At 70.6% G+C, this 17,167-nt stretch carries 16 protein-coding genes; 12 read left to right on the forward strand and 4 right to left on the reverse strand.

The window, feature by feature from the left end:
- Positions 1-2: 2 nt before the first annotated feature.
- Positions 3-965 carry a class D beta-lactamase gene (blaOXA, locus tag WME82_RS08250; protein WP_438042379.1) on the reverse strand — a complete coding sequence of 321 codons (963 nt, stop codon included), beginning with the start codon at positions 963-965 and terminating at the stop codon, positions 3-5.
- 73 nt (positions 966-1,038) lie between these two features.
- The gene (locus WME82_RS08255; protein WP_438042380.1) at positions 1,039-2,988 is read right to left on the reverse strand and encodes a MutS family DNA mismatch repair protein; all 1,950 of its coding nucleotides are present in this window, start codon (positions 2,986-2,988) and stop codon (positions 1,039-1,041) included.
- 113 nt (positions 2,989-3,101) lie between these two features.
- Between WME82_RS08255 and WME82_RS08260 the strand changes: the two genes are divergently transcribed.
- The 10 genes from WME82_RS08260 to WME82_RS08305 all read left to right on the forward strand — a co-directional run bounded on the left by WME82_RS08260 (position 3,102) and on the right by WME82_RS08305 (position 11,933).
- Entirely contained in the window at positions 3,102-4,091 is a 990-nt protein-coding gene (locus WME82_RS08260; RefSeq protein ID WP_438042381.1) for a transaldolase, read from the forward strand.
- Positions 4,092-4,427: 336 nt separating this feature from the next.
- A complete protein-coding gene (locus WME82_RS08265) occupies positions 4,428-5,192 on the forward strand; it encodes a class I SAM-dependent methyltransferase (protein ID WP_438042382.1) in 765 nt (254 codons plus the stop codon).
- Between the two features lie 11 nt (positions 5,193-5,203).
- Complete coding sequence (locus WME82_RS08270; RefSeq protein WP_438042383.1) at positions 5,204-6,052, forward strand: methyltransferase domain-containing protein; 849 nt, start codon at positions 5,204-5,206, stop codon at positions 6,050-6,052.
- Positions 6,045-7,109 carry a polysaccharide deacetylase family protein gene (locus WME82_RS08275; protein ID WP_437869753.1) on the forward strand — a complete coding sequence of 355 codons (1,065 nt, stop codon included), beginning with the start codon at positions 6,045-6,047 and terminating at the stop codon, positions 7,107-7,109. Before WME82_RS08270 ends, WME82_RS08275 begins: the two co-directional genes overlap by 8 nt.
- Positions 7,110-7,245: 136 nt before the next feature.
- On the forward strand, positions 7,246-8,265 hold the full coding sequence (locus tag WME82_RS08280; RefSeq protein WP_438042384.1) for a hypothetical protein: 1,020 nt from the start codon (positions 7,246-7,248) through the stop codon (positions 8,263-8,265).
- A gap of 247 nt (positions 8,266-8,512) precedes the next feature.
- Positions 8,513-8,839 (forward strand): acyl carrier protein, encoded by a 327-nt coding sequence (locus tag WME82_RS08285; RefSeq protein WP_049876196.1) that lies wholly within the window; start codon positions 8,513-8,515, stop codon positions 8,837-8,839.
- Positions 8,836-9,780, forward strand: a complete 945-nt coding sequence (locus WME82_RS08290; RefSeq protein ID WP_438042385.1) for an SAM-dependent methyltransferase — start codon at positions 8,836-8,838, stop codon at positions 9,778-9,780. Before WME82_RS08285 ends, WME82_RS08290 begins: the two co-directional genes overlap by 4 nt.
- Entirely contained in the window at positions 9,777-11,450 is a 1,674-nt protein-coding gene (locus WME82_RS08295) for an AMP-binding protein (protein ID WP_438042386.1), read from the forward strand. Before WME82_RS08290 ends, WME82_RS08295 begins: the two co-directional genes overlap by 4 nt.
- Before the next feature lie 40 nt (positions 11,451-11,490).
- A complete protein-coding gene (locus tag WME82_RS08300; RefSeq protein WP_438042387.1) occupies positions 11,491-11,616 on the forward strand; it encodes a hypothetical protein in 126 nt (41 codons plus the stop codon).
- 131 nt (positions 11,617-11,747) lie between these two features.
- Entirely contained in the window at positions 11,748-11,933 is a 186-nt protein-coding gene (locus WME82_RS08305) for a hypothetical protein (protein ID WP_437744952.1), read from the forward strand.
- A 59-nt stretch (positions 11,934-11,992) separates the two neighbouring features.
- On the opposite strand, the gene WME82_RS08310 is transcribed toward WME82_RS08305, so the two are convergent.
- Positions 11,993-12,895: a glycoside hydrolase family 5 protein gene (locus tag WME82_RS08310; protein WP_438042388.1), complete on the reverse strand. Its 903-nt coding sequence runs from the start codon at positions 12,893-12,895 to the stop codon at positions 11,993-11,995.
- Here WME82_RS08310 and WME82_RS08315 point away from each other — a divergent pair.
- On the forward strand, positions 12,888-13,250 hold the full coding sequence (locus WME82_RS08315) for a hypothetical protein (RefSeq protein ID WP_437869756.1): 363 nt from the start codon (positions 12,888-12,890) through the stop codon (positions 13,248-13,250). The genes WME82_RS08310 and WME82_RS08315 overlap by 8 nt on opposite strands.
- A 433-nt stretch (positions 13,251-13,683) precedes the next feature.
- Here WME82_RS08315 and WME82_RS08320 read toward each other — a convergent pair whose 3' ends face one another.
- The gene (locus tag WME82_RS08320) at positions 13,684-15,192 is read right to left on the reverse strand and encodes a carboxypeptidase regulatory-like domain-containing protein (RefSeq protein WP_438042389.1); all 1,509 of its coding nucleotides are present in this window, start codon (positions 15,190-15,192) and stop codon (positions 13,684-13,686) included.
- A 541-nt stretch (positions 15,193-15,733) separates the two neighbouring features.
- On the opposite strand from WME82_RS08320, the gene WME82_RS08325 reads away from it, so the two are divergent.
- Positions 15,734-17,119, forward strand: coding sequence for an MATE family efflux transporter (locus tag WME82_RS08325; protein WP_438042390.1), 1,386 nt, complete (start codon positions 15,734-15,736; stop codon positions 17,117-17,119).
- Positions 17,120-17,167 lie beyond the last annotated feature (48 nt).

Consider the following 17,167-nt stretch of genomic DNA (forward strand, 5'->3'; position numbering starts at 1 on the left):
CGTCAGGCGTCCTCGGGGAGCGCGCCATGCCGCTTGAGCAGGGCGCGGGTCAGGCTGCGGCGCAGCGGCATGATGCGCTCGCCGTCGCTGCCTGTGCCGAGGAGCACGGTCGCGAAGAAGTAGGTGTCTGCCCCGCGCTCGACGTAGCCGACCAGCCAGCCGGTGCTCGATCGCTCGTCCATCTCCATCCCCGTCTTGCCGCGCAGCGTGTAGGCCGGCGTCTGCTCCAGCACGAGGATCCGCTTCACGATGTCCACGCTCCGCGCGGAGCAGGGCAGCGCGCCGGCGCGGAGCCGCCGCAGGAAATCGATCTGCTCGTGCGGGGAGATGCGGAGCCCCCCGGTCAGCCAGAACTGGTCGATGCCCCCCGAGATGTCGCGGTTGCCGTAGCCGAGCCCGTCGAGGTGCGCCTGCATGCGCTCGGGCCCGATCCGGCGCGCGACCTCCTGGTAGAACCAGACGACCGAGTGCTTCATCGCCGACGCGAGATCGTGATCGCGGTTCCAGTCGGGCACGCGGCGCTGCACCCCGTCCCACCGCAGCGTGAAGCGCTCGTCCGGGATGACCCCGGTCTCCAGGCCGATGATCGTGTTCGGGATCTTGAAGGTCGAGGCGGGCACGTACCGCGCCGCCGCGCGGTCGGGGTTCACGACGCGGGTGACGCCTCGCGCGGCGTCGAACAGGACGAACGCGCCGTCCACGCCCTCCGCGCGGAGGAGCGCCGCCCCGCCCTCGTCGATCTCGGTCCGCGCCGCGGCCGGCGCGCTCGCGCCCGGCGCCGCGGCCGGCGGGGCCGCGGCCGGCGGGGCCGCCCCGCCGCTCGCCGCCGGGGGAGCTGACGGCGGCGGCGGCGCCGTGGCGCAGGCGCTCGCTGTCGTGACGATCGCGAGGAGCGCGCAGGAGAGCAAGGGACGCGCCGAGGCTAGGGCGCGGCGCGAGAGGCACCCGGGGAGCGGAGAAAGCATGGCGCCCTCAACGCGGCCGGGGGCCGCGCGCATTCCCGAGCCATCGCCGCGGTCGTCACCGCCGTCGCCCCGCTCATTCCCGCGCCGCCGCCGCGGTCGTCGCTGCCATCGCCGCCGCGGTCGCCGCCGTCGCCGTCCGCTCGCCCTCCGAGAAGTCGACGTCGATCCCGATGATCTTCATGAGCCGCAGCGCGTTCGCGCTCGTCACCACGCCGGGCTTCAGCTTGTAGTCGAAGGTCATCCTGTCCTCGACCACGAGCTCCTCGAAGTGCATGTTGCGCACCCGTCCCGCGGTCTCCTGCTCCAGCACGGCGAGCCCCATGTCGTGCGACGAGACCGCGCCGATGGCCCCCCGCGCGACGAGGTGCCGCACGACCGCCCTCGCCCCGATCTGGCGCTCCCGCGCGTTCGTGCCGTGGAGGATCTCGTCGAGCAGGAACAGCACCCGCTCGCCGCCGTTCGCGCCGTCGACGACGCGCTTCAGGCGGGTCAGCTCGGCGTAGAAGTGCGAGACGCCGTGCTCGAGCGAGTCCTTGATCCGCATGCTCGTCCGCACGCGGACCGGCGAGAGCGACAGCGACGAAGCGCAGACCGGCGCGCCCGCGAGGGCGAGGGCGGCGTTCACCCCGACGGCGCGCAGCAGCGTGCTCTTGCCCGACATGTTGGATCCCGTCACGAGCAGCGCGGCGCCCGCGCCCTCCAGCGAGACGTCGTTCGTCACCCGCCGGTCGCGCGGGAGGAGCGGGTGGCCGAGCCCAGCCGCCGTGAAGCGCGGCTCGCCGTCCTTCACGTCGGGGTACGCGTAGTCGGGGTTCTCGTGCGCGAACGTCGCGAGGCTCGCGAGCGCCTCCATGTGCCCGAGCGTCCGCATCCACGCCTTCACGTGCCGGCCCGCGCGCAGCTTCCACCGCTCCAGCGCGAGCGCGCACCACACGTCCCAGAGCAGGAAGAGGTTGGCGACGATGTGGACGAGCCCGCTGTGGCGCAGGTCCGAGTAGCCGACCCGGCTCTCGAGCGCCGTCATCTCCCGCGAGGCGAGCACGCCCGAGGGCCCCGCGAGCTCGGCCTTGAGCTCGCGGAGCAGCGCCGACGAGAACGCCTGCTCCTCGACGCGGGCGAGGATCGGCCGGTACCGGGCGAACGGCGCCTCGCGCGACGAGGCCGCGGCGACGATCGGCTCGACCGCGGGCCGCAGCAGGACCAGCACGAGGATCTGGGCGGCCAGCGGCAGGAGGTAGGCGTGGCGGAGCAGCCCGAGCTGCTCCGCGGGGATGAACCGCGGCGCCGCGAGCAGCGCCAGCGTCAGCGGCACGAGCACCTTCGCCGCGGTCAGGAGCGCGCTCACCGGCAGGCCGCCGGCGCGGGCCTCCGGGCCGAGCAGCGCCGGGGGCGCCTCGGCCCACGCGATGAGCGGGCCGGCCTCGCGCCCGCGCGCCCCGGCCTGCATGCCCACCACCGCGAGATCCTCCCGGAACGCCCCGAGGCCGGCGAGCTCGCGCACCGCCTCCTGCCGCGCCGCCACGGCGGTCGCCGGGGCGGGCTCCGCGAGGAAGGCCGCGAGCGTGGCCTCGCCCTCGCCCGTCTGCGCCACGTTGAGCAGCTGGAACAGCGACGCCTGCCCGAACACGTCGAGATCGCCCGCGTAATCGTGGTCCGGCGCGGCGAACCGGTCGCCACGCTCCGGGAAGTCCGCGAAATCGCCGGCGACCCGCCGCTTGCCGCGCACGTAGAGGCCGATGCGCTGCTCGAGCTCCGTCATCCGGGTGACGAGGCGCGCGTGCGCGACGAGCAACCCGAGGAACACCGCGGTCACCGCCCCGGCGGCGTACGTGACCCACCGCGGCACGTCGCCGAAGAGCGCGTACCCCCCGGCCACGGCCGCCGCCAGGAACGAGACCCCGCGCAGCAGCGAGAACGTCTTCGAGCGGCGATCGAGCGCGCTGGCCTCGGCGCGCAGGACCGAGAGGCGATCATCGTAGGCGGACAGGACGCGCTGCGCGACGGCGTTGGGGGGCGGCTCCACGGGGCCCTCTCCATAGGCCACCGCCGGCCGTGCATCCAGCCGGAGGGGGGGCCTCACACGAAGGACACGAAAGCTTTGAAGCGTCCTGGCTGGCTGCTCGTACAATGCCGCCCATGGACCAGAACCTGCTGGAGCGCCTCAAGGCGTACACCGTCGTCGTCGCGGACACCGGCGACATCAACTCGATCGAGAAATTCCGCCCCCAGGACGCGACGACGAACCCGTCGCTCATCACGGCGGCGGCCCAGATGCCCGAGTACGCCGACATCGTGAGCGGCGCGCTCGCCTGGGGCCAGAAGGAGGCGGGCCGGGGCAAGGAGCCGGGCGACGTCGTGAGCTTCGCGTTCGACCGGCTCGCCGTCGACTTCGGCCTGCGCATCCTGAAGATCATCCCCGGCCGCGTCTCGACCGAGGTCGACGCGCGCCTCTCCTTCGACACCCAGGCGACCATCGAGAAGGGCCGGAGCATCGTGCGCCTCTACGAGGAGGCCGGCGTCTCGCGCAAGCGCGTCCTCATCAAGATCGCCTCGACGTGGGAGGGCATCCGCGCGGCGGAGGTCCTCGAGAAGGAGGGCATCCACTGCAACCTCACGCTGCTCTTCGGGCTGCACCAGGCGATCGCGTGCGCCGAGGCAGGCGTGACGCTCATCTCGCCGTTCGTCGGGCGCATCCTCGACTGGTACCTGAAGGACACCGGCCGCACGAGCTACGCGCCGGCCGAGGACCCCGGCGTCGTCTCGGTCACGAAGATCTACAACTACTACAAGAAGCACGGCTACAAGACCGAGGTGATGGGCGCGAGCTTCCGCAACATCGACGAGATCAAGGAGCTCGCCGGCTGCGACCTCCTGACGATCTCGCCGAAGCTGCTCTCGGAGCTCGCCTCCGCGCGCGGCGACCTGCCGAGGAAGCTCGACCCCGACGCGGCGCGCGCCCTGCAGATCGCGAAGATCCCGATGGATGAGGCGGCGTTCCGCGCGATGCACGCCGCCGACCGGATGGCCAGCGACAAGCTGAGCGAGGGCATCGACGGCTTCGCGAAGGCGCTCGCCTCGCTCGAGGTCCTGCTCCGCGAGCGCCTCCAGCAGGGGGCCGCCTCCTAGGGCTGGCGACGCGCGACGCGCGACGCGCGACCGCGACGCGCGCGCAGCGGAGCTCCGGGGAGCGGGCCCGGGTGCCCCGCGCGCCGCACCTACGCGGCGACCCCGCGCCGCGTAGGTGCGCGTGCGTGCGCCTGCGTGCGCCTGCGTTGAGGAACGGAGGCGCGGGAAGAAGGCGGAGGGCCGGCTTGCATGTGAGCCACCCCGTCCTCTAGGATTCGACAAACTGGACGAATTTCGGGCAGCATTCGATCGCCCGCGCTGCGCGTGGTCGACTGCGGTTCTCCGGGAGGCTCCTCATGGAGCCGCCCTTTTCGCGATGGCATCGAGGAGGCGACGTTGAAGCTCACGTCACAGGAGTACTGGGAGAACCACTGGAAGGGCTACGTCGGCACCGACGATCTGGGTGGCGGCTGCGAGATCTACGACGACGTCGCTCCGTTCCTGCCGCGCGGGGAGGGGTTGTCGTTCTTCGAGATCGGCTGCGCACCAGGCCGTATCCTTGTCGACTTCTGTGGGCGCCTGGGGTTCACAGCGTACGGCCTGGATTACGCCTGCGACCCGGAGGTCGTCGAGCAGGAGATCCGGAAGCGCGGCATCAAGGTCGGCAAGATCGAGAAGGGGGATTTCTTCAACTGGAAGCCCCAGCAGAAGTTCGATATCGTTGCTTCCTTCGGGTTCATCGAGCACTTCGATGACGCCGGGGCGGTGATGGATCGGCACTTCGAGCTGGTGAAGCCGGGGGGCACCGTGGTCGTGGGCATGCCGAACTTCGCCGGCGGGCAGAGGGCGCTCCACTGGCTGCTCGATCGCAAGAACCTGAAAGGCCACAACACCCGCATCATGAACCTGCCGTTCCTGGAGGCCGCTGCCCGCCGCAACGGCGCCGAGATCGTCCAGGCCCGCTACACGGGCGGCCATTTCGATTTCTGGCTGGACGACGAGGCGCCGCTCCTGGCGCGGCGTGTCGTCTGGAAGGTCGTCCCGCCCCTCAAGGCGATCGCGCGCCGGGTGGTCCCCGGCGAGACGAACCCCTGGTTCTCGCCCTTCCTGTTCGCCATCTACCGGGCGCCCCTGCTGCCCGCAGGGACAGCCGACGCTTGAGCCTTTCCCCGATGAGCGAGCCGAGCCAGAGCGCCGCCACCCCGCCGGCTGTCCGCGATGCAGACGCCGATCACCGCTTCCGCGAGAGCGCGCGGCGCCACGGCTGGGATCCCGACGATCCGTGGGTCGGGGGGTATGCCACGTGGGAGTGGCGCCGCAGCCGCCACGCCTACGACGACCTCTTCACGTCGGTCCGCGGCAAGAAGGTGCTCGAGTTCGGCTGCCACTTCGGCGGGACGGCGGTCGTGCTCGCGACCCTGGGCGCCGAGGTGACCGCGCTCGACGTCGACCCCATGTACGTCGAGCTGGCGCAGCTGAACGCCGAGCGCCACGGGCTGTCGGACCGGATCCGCGTTCATCACGTCCCCGACACGACCGCGATGCCGTTCGCCGACCGGGAGTTCGAGCTCGTCTCCTGCAACAGCGTGCTCGAGTACATCCCGCCCGAGCGCCTGCCGGCCGTCCAGCGCGAGATCGATCGGGTGCTCGGGCCGTGGGGGTTCATCGTCATCCTGGGCACGAGCAACCGCCTCTGGCCGGTCGAGTGCCACAGCCGCCGTATCCTGATGAATTACGTGCCTCGGCTGCTGCGCCCGCTGTTCCCGGGCAGGTCGATCTACAGCGTATTCCCCTGGGAGCTCCGGCGCGGGTTCGGCGACTATGTCGACATCTCGCAGCAGGATCGGGGCCGGCTGATCGTCGACCTGAAGGCCAAGATGGGGCTGTCCGGGCCGCGGCTCATGGCCTACTCGGCGGCGAACCGGCTGCTCGGCCCGCTCGGGATGCACGTGGGCTTCGTGTCCCCGACGATCACGATGGTTCTTCAGAAGCGCGGTGAGGGAGGAGCTGGCGATGGCTGACGGGAGGACGCGGGTATACATCACCGTGGACGTCGAGTGCGCCGAGGAGCGCATCCTGGGCGATACCAAGTCTCCCGCGATGGGCTACGACCTCCGGATCTGGGGCCGCTTCGTCAACCAGCGCGAGCCCCTCGGCATCGAGCTCATCATGCGCGAGCTCGAGGCGTACGGCCAGCGCGGGACGTTCTTCGTCGAGGCCATCGGCTCGTACAGCTTCGGGATGGACGGGCTGACGAGCGTGTGCCAGGCGCTCCACAGCCGCGGCCACGACGTGCAGCTGCACGTGCACCCCGTGCAGCGGCGCGCGGACTGGCACACCCGGGGCGAGCCCCGCGTCTCCGACGACATCGCCGACTACCCGGTCGAGGAGCAGACGCGGCTCCTCCTCGAGGGGCGCGACCTGCTCGTGCGCGCGGGCGTCCCGGCGAGCGAGCTGCTCGGCTACCGCGCCGGCAATTTCGGCGCGAGCAACGACACCTGGCGGGCGATGAAGCGGGCGGGGCTCGTGCTGAGCAGCAACTACAACCCCTGCTACTTCAGCAAGAACTGCAAGATGCAGTATCCGGGCGCGCGGCTCGGCCTCTTCGAGACGCCCGAGCCGGGGGTGTACGAGCTGCCGGTCACGAACTTCATCGAGCCCACGAAGCGCTTCAGGCACCTTCAGATCACGGCGGTGACGCTCGACGAGATCAAGCACTGTCTCCTCCGCTACCGTGCCCTCGGGGTGAAGGAGGTCACGCTGGTGACCCACTCGTTCGAGTTCTATTTCCTCGACTCGGCGGAGGCGCGCCGCGGCTTCCCGAACCGGCTCAACGTCGAGCGGCTCCGCGGGCTCTGCCGCTTCCTCGACGAGAACTCGAAGGACTTCGAGGTCGACACCGTGGGCGCCCTCGCGGGCCGGCTCTCGGACGCGGCGTCTTCCACGCACGGCGCGCGCGGTGTCGACGAGGGCGCGCCGCCCTCGCTGCAGTTCCCCCACTCCAACGCGATCCACCACGCTCGCCGCGTCGTCGAGCAGGCGTACAAGCGCGTGGCGCAGCGGTTCACGTTCGGCTAGCTCCGTCGGCCAGGGGCGGCCGGGCTCCTGCTCCGCCGCGCGGCGGATCGCTCACCCGGCCCCCGCGCCCCTGCTGCCCTCCACGCTCGCGAACGTCGTCGACGATGGCGCCCCGCCGCGGTGCTAAGTAGCGCGTATGCGGCTCATCGGACAGATCCACGTTTCGCTCAAGGGCAGCATCATCCAGCGCAACCCCACCGTCTGGGAGAAGCTGAAGCGCAGCTTCGGCGCCACGGTGGATCTCGACACCGATCGCGTGCGCGTCGAGCTCGAGGCCACCGCCGTGGTCGATCAGGTGCGGGGGGCGCTCGTCCAGCTCGGGGTCACGAACGCCCTCTCGCTCGTGATCGACGACACGGTCATCTTCCAGGACACCGACGGGAAGCCGGACGATCTTCCCGATCTCGTGCTCGCGCTGTCCGAGCATTCCGCCGTGTTCGGGCGCGGGTTCAGCGAGCTCAGGTTCGCCGCCGAGCACGAGGAAGCAGGGCTGCACCTGGTCATCGAGACACGGGCGCGCACCGAGCACGCCGACGACGAGCCGGCGGGGCTCGTCTCCATCGGCGGGCGCCTGCGGGATCTCGAGCCGCGAGCCGGCGAGTCCGCGGAGGACTACCGCCGCCGCGTCGAGCCCCTGGCGAAGGATCCGGCGCTGTTCGAGGCGGCGCGGCTGCAGTTCGAGTCCTTCGTCGGGCGGGTCGAGGGCGCCCTCAAGGCCACGATGCCGGAGGCGCGCGTGGAGCATCACCACGCCGACGCGCGCGTCGTGCACTCTCCTGCGGGCGATGGCGCGGGCGCCGAGCGGCCTCCCGTGGGCCCCACGCACCCGGGTTATGACCCGTTCGTCGTCTATTACCCGCCCAGCCCGCTGGGGATGATGCTGGACGTGATGCTCATCACCTCGTTCATGCACATGCTCACGCCTCCACACGTCCTCTTCGTGAACCCCGCGGGCACGATGCTCGGCACAGCGCAGGAGGCCGCCGAGAATCCTGACCTCTTGAACGGCGCGGATCGCGGCGGCGATGACCTCTCGGCGGGCGACGAGGGGGACGGGGCGGATGACGGCGATCCGTGGGGTGATGACGGCGGCGGGGTCGATGACGGCGGTGGGGTCGACGACGGCGGCGGGTTCGACGGCGATTTCGGCGATTGAGCCGCTCGCGCCGGCGCGCCGGGCCGCGGCGAGGCGCCGCGGCAGGGCCTCGCGCGTCTGTCGCGCGTAGGTTCGGGCGCGCAGCCCGCGACGCGCTGACCTCGCGGTCGAGCGGGCTCGTCCGGCCATGGACGACGACTGGCGATCATGGTACGCCGCGCTACGGCCGTGACCGGCGCTGGCATGAGCATCTATCGCGCTGGCGTGTTGATGGTCGCGCGCGCCGAACCCTGGACTGGAGAGCGCGATGAACAAGAGCGAGGCGGCGCTTCGGAAGCAGCCGCAGGTGGCGGGCGGGGGAGATCCGGAGATCGCCAGAGAGGTCCGTACCATCATTGCAGAGCGATGTGGGATGAGCGTCGATGCCGTGACTCCGGACCTGTCGCTCGAGAGCGGCCTCGGCGTGGATTCACTGGCGCTCATCGAGGTCAATGTCGCGCTCGAGGAGCGATTCCAGATCGTGGCGCCCGATTTCGCGGCGCCCGATCAGGCGCAGATCAGCACGGTCGGTGACGTCATCGCCTTCGTCGAGGCGCAGATCGCGGCGCGGGGCGGCCGGGGAGGGGCGCCTTGATCGCCCCGCGCACGCGCGCCGAGCGCGAGGCCGCCGTCCGGACGCCCGAGGAGCAGCGGGAGCACGAGCGGCGCGAGGTCGCCGCTCATTACCAGAACGACCCGGAGATATTCTCCATGGTCCTCGACAGCCGCCTGGCCTACGCGACGGGCATCTTCCTCGATCCCGCCGAGAGCCTCGAGACGGCGCAAGAGCGGAAGTACGACTGGGTCCGCCGCGAGCTCGACATCCACCCCGGAGAGCGCGTCCTCGACGTGGGGTGCGGCTGGGGCTCGAACCTCATCTATCTCGCCGAGCACACCGGCGGGAGCTTTCAGGGCGTCACGCTGAGCGACAAGCAGCGGCAGGAGGCGCTCCGCCGCGCCGACCGGGCGGGCGTCGCCTCGCGGGTCCGCATCGACCTCGCTCATATCGAGGACATCGACCTCGCGCCCGAGTCGCTCGACGCCGTGCTCTTCGTGGGCAGCATCGTGCACATGCACAACCGCGAGCGGATCCACCAGAAGATCGCCGCCGCGCTGCGCCCAGGCGGCAGGCTGCTCATCTCCGACTGCTATTTCCCGGCGCGCGCCCGCGGGGACCGGGAGAGCGCTGCGACGCAGTACATCTTCGTCGAGGCGCTCGGCTATTGCCGCCTGATCTCGCTGGCCGAGGAGCTCGGGATGATCGAGCAGGCCGGCCTCGATGTCCGGCGCGTCGAGGATCTCACGAGCTCCTACGTGCACACGGTCGCCCGGTGGATCGACAACGTGCGCACGAACCGCGCCCGGATCGACGCCCGCGCTCCCGGCTTCTCGCGGCTGCTCCAGACGTACATGACCGTGGGCCGGCTCTCCTTCGCGCGCCGCACCGCGCTCGAGTACATGATCGTGGCGACGAAGGGCGGCGGCCGCGAGCGCCTCGGCGTCGCGCCCTCGCCCGAGCCGGGGCGCGCGCCGTGAGCCGCGGGCTCTCCGCGCGGACGGTCGCGGGCCTGCTCAGGGCGCGGGCCGAGGCGACGCCGGATCGATTCGGGTTCTATCACAAGCAGCAGGGCGAGTTCGTCGGGTGGTCGTGGGCGGAGTACTGGCGCCGCGCGTGCGCGGCGGCGTCGGGCCTGCTCGCGGCGGGGGTGCGCCCGGGCGATCGGGTGCTCCTGCTCGTGACGGACGTGGAGGTGGCGGTGCCGTGCCTCTTCGGCGTCTGGGTGCTCGGCGCGGTGCCGATCCAGGTCGGGGTGCCCTATCGGCTCACGGACGTGGCGGCGTTCCTCGGCGAGCTCCGGAGGACGGCCGCCCGCGTCGGCGCGCGCGCGCTCGTGGTCTCGTCCGCGCTGCTCGGCTTCGCGCAGGGCGAGGAGGGGGCGGACGGCCTCCTCCAGCTCGCCGCCGAGCCGCTGCTCGACGCGCCCCTCGCGGGCTCGCTGCCCGATCCGGAGCGCGCGCCCGGGCCCGCGCTCATCCAGCTCACGAGCGGCAGCACCGGGCACCCGCGCGGCGTGGTGATCCCGCACGAGCGGCTGATGCTGCACCTCGACGCGATGAGCCAGCGGCTCACGGTGCGCGGCGAGGGCGCGGGGGGCGTCTCGTGGCTGCCGCTCCACCACGACATGGGCCTCGTCGGCGGGCTGCTCTTCCCGCTCTTCAACGATTTCCCCGTTCACATGCTCTCGCCGCTCGAGTTCCGGACGCGGCCGTTCTCGTGGCTCGCGGAGATGTCGAGCATCCGGGGCGTCATCTCGCTCGGGCCGCCGAGCGCCTATTCCATCTGCATCGGCCTCGCCCGCCGCGCCGTCGAGGCGGGCCTCGATCTCGGCGCGTGGCGGTGCGCGATGATCGGCGCCGAGCCGATCTCCCCTGCCTTGCTCCGCCGCTTCGCGGAGGCGTTCGCGCCCTGCGGCTTCCGCGTCGAGGCGTTCTTCCCCGTCTACGGGCTGGCCGAGGCGACGGTCGCCGTGACCTTCCCCGACCTCTACGCCGCGCCGCGCGCCCTCACGGTGGATCGCGGCCTGCTGGAGCGCGAGGGCCGCGTCGAGGAGGCCGCGCCTGGCCCCCTCTCGCTGGAGCTCGCCGGCGTCGGCAGGCCGATCCCGCACACGGAGATCCGGATCGTGGACGCCCAGCGCGGCCCCGTCCCGGAGCGCACGGTGGGGGAGATCGAGGTGCGCTCGGAGACGGTGATGGAGGGCTATTTCAACGAGCCCGAGGCGACCGCCGAGGCGCTCGTGGGCGGGTGGCTGCGCACGGGCGATCTCGGGTTCATCGATCGCGGGACGCTGTTCGTCACCGGCCGGAAGAAGGAGGTGATCATCAAGGGCGGTCACACGATGATCCCCGCCGTGATCGAGGAGATCGCCTCCCGGGTCGACGGGATCCGGGCCGGGTGCGTGGTCGCGGTCGGGCTGTTCGTCGAGGAGCGCCAGACCGAGTCGGTCTACGTGGTGGCCGAGACGCGCGCCGAGGCGTCCGAGCAAGCCGGCCTCGCGGAGCGCGTGCGAGAGGCGCTGCGGGCGAACGGCGTCACGGTGGACCAGGTCGTCCTGGTTCCGCCGGGCGAGCTGCCCAAGACGACGAGCGGCAAGCTGCGACGCCGGGAGGTCGCCGAGCGGCTGCGCGCGGGGGCGCTTCGCTGAAGAGCGCGCCGGCCCCGCCACCCCACCATCCGTCACCAACGTGAACGTGGTCGTGAACGTGGACGTGAACGTGAACGTGAACGTGGACGTGGACGTGGACGTGAACGTGGTCGTGGTCGTTCACGGCCTATCGTTGACGACCACGACCACGACCACGACCACGTAAACGACTACGACCACGTAAACGTTCGGATGTAGGAGGACGCGGCGCGGATTGGCCGATTTCGCGGGCGCTGCAGGGCGGTGCGCGATAGATCCCGGAATCGCTCTCCGGAGCACAACCGAACGGGACCGTCCATGTTGAGCAGCCTGCGAGACCACGAGTCCACCTGTCCCGCCCCGCTTTCGCCCGAGGCGCGCGCGTGGGAGCTGGAGCAGCTCCGGGCGCTCGGCCTCGAGGACGACGACTGGTGCTCGGACGATCAATGCCCCTTCTGTGCCGGGCGGCCCCTGTCCGTGGAGAGCAAACGAGCGCACGGGTGAGCGGCGCCCTCGGTCGGGGCCGGGTCACCGGCGCGAGCGGCCGGTGACCCGCGCGGGGATCACTCGGCGATCTTCCCCTTCACCCACTTGCCCGACTCGGTGAGGTCGTTGTCGGTCCAGTTGCCCATCTGGTTTGCGTTGGGCCTGAGCGCGGAGCACGCCTCGGCCTTGTCGCCCAGCGACCAGTTGGCCCAGCTGATGTTGTGCGCGTCCAGGAAGTCGAGCCAGGTCTGCGACTCGCCGAGGTTGAGCTGGCCGTTGCCGTCGGCGGAGCAGGTCCCCCACTCGGTCACGAACAGCGCCAGCTTCTTGTTGATGGCTTTCTGGGCCTTGTCGCGCAGCGACCCCTTGTGCGTGTTGGCGTAGAAGTGGAGGGTGTACGCCACGTTCTGATCGCTGAGGGGATTGTCCGCGGCGATGTCGACGTCCTGCGACCAGTTCGGCGAGCCGACGATGACCAGGTTGTTCGCGCCCTGGCTCCGGATCTCCGAGATCACCGCCTCGGCGTAGGACTTCACCGCGGGCCAGGTGTTCGTGTTGAGGGGCTCGTTGAAGACCTCGAAGATGACGTTGGGCGTGTTCTTGTAGGCCTGCGCCACCTCGCGGAAGTAGCTCTTCGCCAGATCCAGGTGCTGGTGCGCGTTGTGATCGTGCCAGTCGAGGATGACGTAGATGCCCTTCGCGATCGCCGCGTCGGCGATGGTCTTCGCCTTGGCCTTCTGGGCGCCCGCGTCCTGGAGGTACCCGTCTTCGCCCTCGATGCCCATGGCGGCGCGGACGACGGTCGACTCCCAGTTGTCCGCGATCGAGTTGACGACATTGCCGTTGTAGTAGTTGCTCCACTGGCTCCAGAACAGGCTCATGCCCTTGAGCTGGACCGGGGATCCGTGCTCGCCGACGATGTTGCCGTTCATGACCCGGAGCCGGCCATGACGCTCGGCCGGCGTGCCGTCCGTGGGCACCCCCCCGGTGCTCGCGCTCGTCGTGGACGAGGCCGATGTCGTCGCCGAGGTCGTCGAGGCGCTCGAGGTCGTCGCGCTCGCGGAGGTCGTCGAGGCGCTCGAGGTCGTCGCGCCCGCGGAGGTCGTCGAGGCGCTCGAGGTCGTCGCGCTCGCGGAGGTCGCCCCGCCGCCGCCCGCGCCGCCCGCGCCGCCCGCGCCGTCGTCCGTCCCCGCGTCACCGCAGCCGATCAGCACGGTGGCTTGCAACGCAACCACCGCAAGGCCGAATGACCACTTCGACCTGCCGAGCACACCGCGAAGCAAAACACTTTTCATCATGTCCTCCAAGAGAAGTATCCGGATGGCGCGGCATTAAAAGGGCAGTTCAGCGCCATGGCAAGCCCTCTGCGTGCCTCTGATCAAGGGATAAAATCCACGCTGTTTGTATGGCAGAATACAGTATTGGTGCGCGCAGGTTACAACCGCGGCCGGTGGTCTCCAGCGAGAGCGTGAGGCGAAGCCTTCACGGGCGCCGATCTGAGGGAGCTGTGGTGTGCAGGCAGCAGAAATTTCGCAAAAAATATGCCAGTTGCGGAGCCCGTGATGCGGACGCTGCTGCGCTGCGTCTCTGGTCTGCGCGCGGGCTGTGCCGCGCGGGTCCACGCAGGCTACGGTGTTCCCCTTGGTGGTCGGGTGACCACCCTGGGCAACCGCCTATCCATGCGCAGGGCGTCAATATCGCTCAGGAAATTGCGAGCGAGCGCCTCCGCAATGTCAAGCCGCGAGCGCCGCGCCCGTCGAGGCGCTCGTCACGTCGGCACCGGCACCGGGGGCGGCTCGTCGTCCGGCGCGATGCAGGCGGACAGGTCGAACAGCATGAAGAGCAGCGCCTTCTCCTGGGCGGTCAGCTCATGCGTCGCCCCGTCGCGGTCTTCACAGCCGCTCGGGAACGGCGCCCCGGCGACGTCGCTCGCCGCCACGTGGATGTCCGTGTACACGAACCTGCCGCACTGCTCTTCTTCCGGCGCGCCGATGGGCGTGTTGAACGTGAAGTATTTGACCCCCGCGGGCGCGTCGAAATCGGTGTTGGCCTCGTTGTAGAGCCACCGCGTCGCGATCTCCTCGTTCACCGAGTCGACCCAGTGCTGCGGATCGTCGATCTCGATCTGCCCGGGCACGGTCGACGCTCCCACGTTGGCGAGCCAGTCCCGGAGCGCCAGGCCCTTCGGGAACGTGGTGTCGACGAGCACGGGGAGCCCGTCGTCGGGATCGCTCTCCTCGTCCCATTCCGCCGTCTCCGGGAACCGCTCCGGCCCGAGCCGGAGCCAGGTGTTGTGCCAGTGCGACGCGAACACGCGGCCTCCCGCGGAGGCGTAGTCGAACATCGCTCGCAGCGCGGCCTCCGGCTTGTCGTCCCCGAACTCGGATCCCTCGCACGACAGGATCACCATGTCGTATCGACGCAGGTCGTCGAGCGAGCCCCAGAACTCCCGCGCGAGGGAGAAGGGGGCGCCGTCGTTCAGGCCGTCTCGGTACCTGCTCGTCGCGCTGTCGCCCTCGATGGCGCGCCCGGCGAACAGGTTCACCCGCCCGTCGCCCGCCTCCGGCGTGAACTCCGACGCGTCGATTCCCATCTTGTACAGCAGGCACTCCAGCACGTCCGAGCCGCCGGTCGTCAGCGCGATCTTCGGGAGGTGGCCCTCCGCCTTGCTGCGCGGCAGGCGGACCGTCCTGTCCACGGTCGGGTTGTCGACGCACCCCTCGACCTTCGGCAGCGTGATCTGGCGCCGCCATTTGCCGAGCTGGACGACCAGCGGGATATCCACCCCGACGGGCACGTTCTCCAGCACGAAGCGCCCGTTCGTGTCCGTCAGCGCGGTCGCGATCGGATCGCCGGAGAGCGTCACATCGCACCGATCGCAGCTCGCCCCGTCGGTGATGGGCTCAAGCTCCCTGTTCGGGACGTACACCGTGACGTTGTACAGCGGGAGTTTGCCCGCGGGCTCGTACACGGTGCCGCTCACGGTGGTCGTGCCGCTGCCTGGACAGGCGATCTGCTGGCACTCGAGCCCTTCGCACCCGCCGCTCGTGACCCCTGACCCGCCGCTCCCCGCCAGGAAGGGGATTCCCCCGGAGCCGCCCCCCGCAGGGAAGGGGATTCCCCCGGAGCCGCCCCCACCCGCGCTCTGGTCGGCTCCGCCGCCGGACGTCGCGCCGATCGTCCCGCCGGAATCGCCGCAGGAGCATCCGCCAGCGACAGCCGGCGCCATGGCCGCCGCGGCCAGGAGCCATCGGGCGCTGCCGTGCACTATCCCCATTTGATCCTCCAGGCGCAGAAGGACGAGTGTGCCCTGTTCCGCCCCTTCCCAGAGTAATCGAACCGCGGGGACACGGGAAGGGACAACCATGCAAGGATGCGAGCGAGAACACGCTCTTGCGTGCGTTGACGGAAGCCCTCCTCTCCATCTGCGCCACCGGGGGCGGCGCGGGGCAGTCGGGTGTCTTTTGCTCGGTCTTGCTCGGTCTTGCTCGGTCTTGCTCGGTCTTGCTCGGTCTTGCTCGGTCTTGCTCGGTCTTGCTCGGTCTTGCTCGGTTTCGCTCTGCCTCGCTAGGTTTCCGTGCGATCGCGCGGACCGTGAGGAGATAGGCGACAGCGGCACCAACCTTCGTTCCGCGTACCACCGCGCCCCGCGGCCGCGCGACCACACCGCGCGGAACAGCGGGGAACAGCGGGGAACGGCTGCGAACAGCGCAGGACATCGCCGGACATCGCGGGACTTCCCGAGACCGCGCGACGGCGCCGGCGCGGCCGTGTTCCGTCATGGCGAGATGCCCCTCGGCAGAGTAGGATGCGGCGCTTTGCAATCGGTCCTACCTGCCCCCGCTCTCCCTCGCCCGCGTTTGCTGGAGATCACCTGGCCCATCTTCAGCGAGAACCTGCTGCACATGCTCGTCGGCGTGTTCGGCGTATGGCTGGTCAGCCGCCTCTCGGACGAGGCCGCCGCCGCGTACGGGCTGTCCAACCAGATCATGTTGACCTTCATGATCACCTTTCGCTTCGTCAGCGTCGGCGCGAGCGTGGTGGTCACCCAGTATCTCGGCGCGCGGGACCGCGCCGGGGCGGAGCAGGTCGCGCGGGCGTCGCTCGCGGCCAATCTCTGGCTCGGCGTCTTCAGCTTCGCCGTCATCGCGATCGGCGCGAGGCCGCTGCTCGAGCTGATGCGCCTGCCGCCTTCCCTGTTCCCTATCGCGGAGCCTTATCTGATCGCCGTCGGCGTGATGCTGGCGTTCGACGCGGTGAATTTCTCGATGGGCTCGGTGCTGCGCGCGCACACCTACACCCGCGACACGCTGCGCCTCATCGTCGTCATGTACATCGTGCAGCTCGCGCTCAGCCTGCCGCTCATGTTCGGTGTCGCCGGAGCTCCGGGGCTCGGCATGATGGGGCTCGCGCTGGCCGCGGTGGTCGGGCGCGCGCTCTCGTTCTGGATGCACCGGCAGCTCTGGATCTCGCGCCTCGGCATCCGCCCGACCTTCGAGGATTTCTGGCGCATTCGCCCCGAGCGCCTCCGCGAGATGCTGCACATCGGCCTGCCGGGGGCGGGCGAGAACGTGGTCTATCGCATCAGCTTCATGATCATCCTCGCGATGGTCGCCAACATGGGGCCGACGGCGCTCACCACCCATACGTACACGATGCAGATCATGCACTTCCTGCTCCTGTTCGGCATGGCGATCGGCTTCGGGACCGAGATCGTGGTCGGGCACCACATCGGCGCCGGCGATCTGCAGGGCGCCGATCGCCTGGTGCGCGGCGGCCTGGCGATCGGGTTCTGCGTGTGCGTGAGCCTGGTGATCGCCACCGCGCTGCTCGGCCCCCACCTGCTCGGCCTCTTCTCGCGCGATCCCGAGGTGATCGCCACCGGCTCCCGGCTGCTCTGGCTGACCCTCCTCGTCGAGCCGGGCCGCACGCTCAACCTGGTCGTCATCAACGGGCTCCGCGCCACCGGCGACGCCCGCTTCCCGGTCGGGTTCGGCGTCTTCTCGATGTTCGCCGTGGCCGTCGGGCTGTCCTGGCTTCTCGGCGTCCACCTCGGCTGGGGGCTCGCCGGCGTCTGGGTCGCCTACGCCGCCGACGAGTGGGTCCGCGGGCTGGTCATGGCCGCGCGCTGGCACTTCCAGGGCTGGGTGCCCCACGCGCGGCGCACCTTCCGCCGGGTGCGGCTGAGCAGCCGCCCCGCGTGAGCGCTCGCGCTTGCGCTTGCCGAGCAACCGCCCCGAGCAAGGGTGAAG

It is taken from the genome of Sorangium sp. So ce128, assembly GCF_051525245.1.
Taxonomy (GTDB): Bacteria; Myxococcota_A; Polyangia; order Polyangiales; family Polyangiaceae; genus Sorangium; species Sorangium cellulosum_B.

Excerpts from the sequence above, each read along its gene's own strand:
- blaOXA (WP_438042379.1), bottom strand. The coding sequence starts at position 965 with ATGCTTTCTCCGCTCCCCGGGTGCCTCTCGCGCCGCGCCCTAGCCTCG.
- WME82_RS08260 (WP_438042381.1), top strand. The coding sequence starts at position 3,102 with ATGGACCAGAACCTGCTGGAGCGCCTCAAGGCGTACACCGTCGTCGTC.
- WME82_RS08270 (WP_438042383.1), top strand. The coding sequence starts at position 5,204 with ATGAGCGAGCCGAGCCAGAGCGCCGCCACCCCGCCGGCTGTCCGCGAT.
- WME82_RS08275 (WP_437869753.1), top strand. The coding sequence starts at position 6,045 with ATGGCTGACGGGAGGACGCGGGTATACATCACCGTGGACGTCGAGTGC.
- WME82_RS08280 (WP_438042384.1), top strand. The coding sequence starts at position 7,246 with ATGCGGCTCATCGGACAGATCCACGTTTCGCTCAAGGGCAGCATCATC.
- WME82_RS08285 (WP_049876196.1), top strand. The coding sequence starts at position 8,513 with ATGAACAAGAGCGAGGCGGCGCTTCGGAAGCAGCCGCAGGTGGCGGGC.
- WME82_RS08305 (WP_437744952.1), top strand. The coding sequence starts at position 11,748 with ATGTTGAGCAGCCTGCGAGACCACGAGTCCACCTGTCCCGCCCCGCTT.
- WME82_RS08320 (WP_438042389.1), bottom strand. The coding sequence starts at position 15,192 with ATGGGGATAGTGCACGGCAGCGCCCGATGGCTCCTGGCCGCGGCGGCC.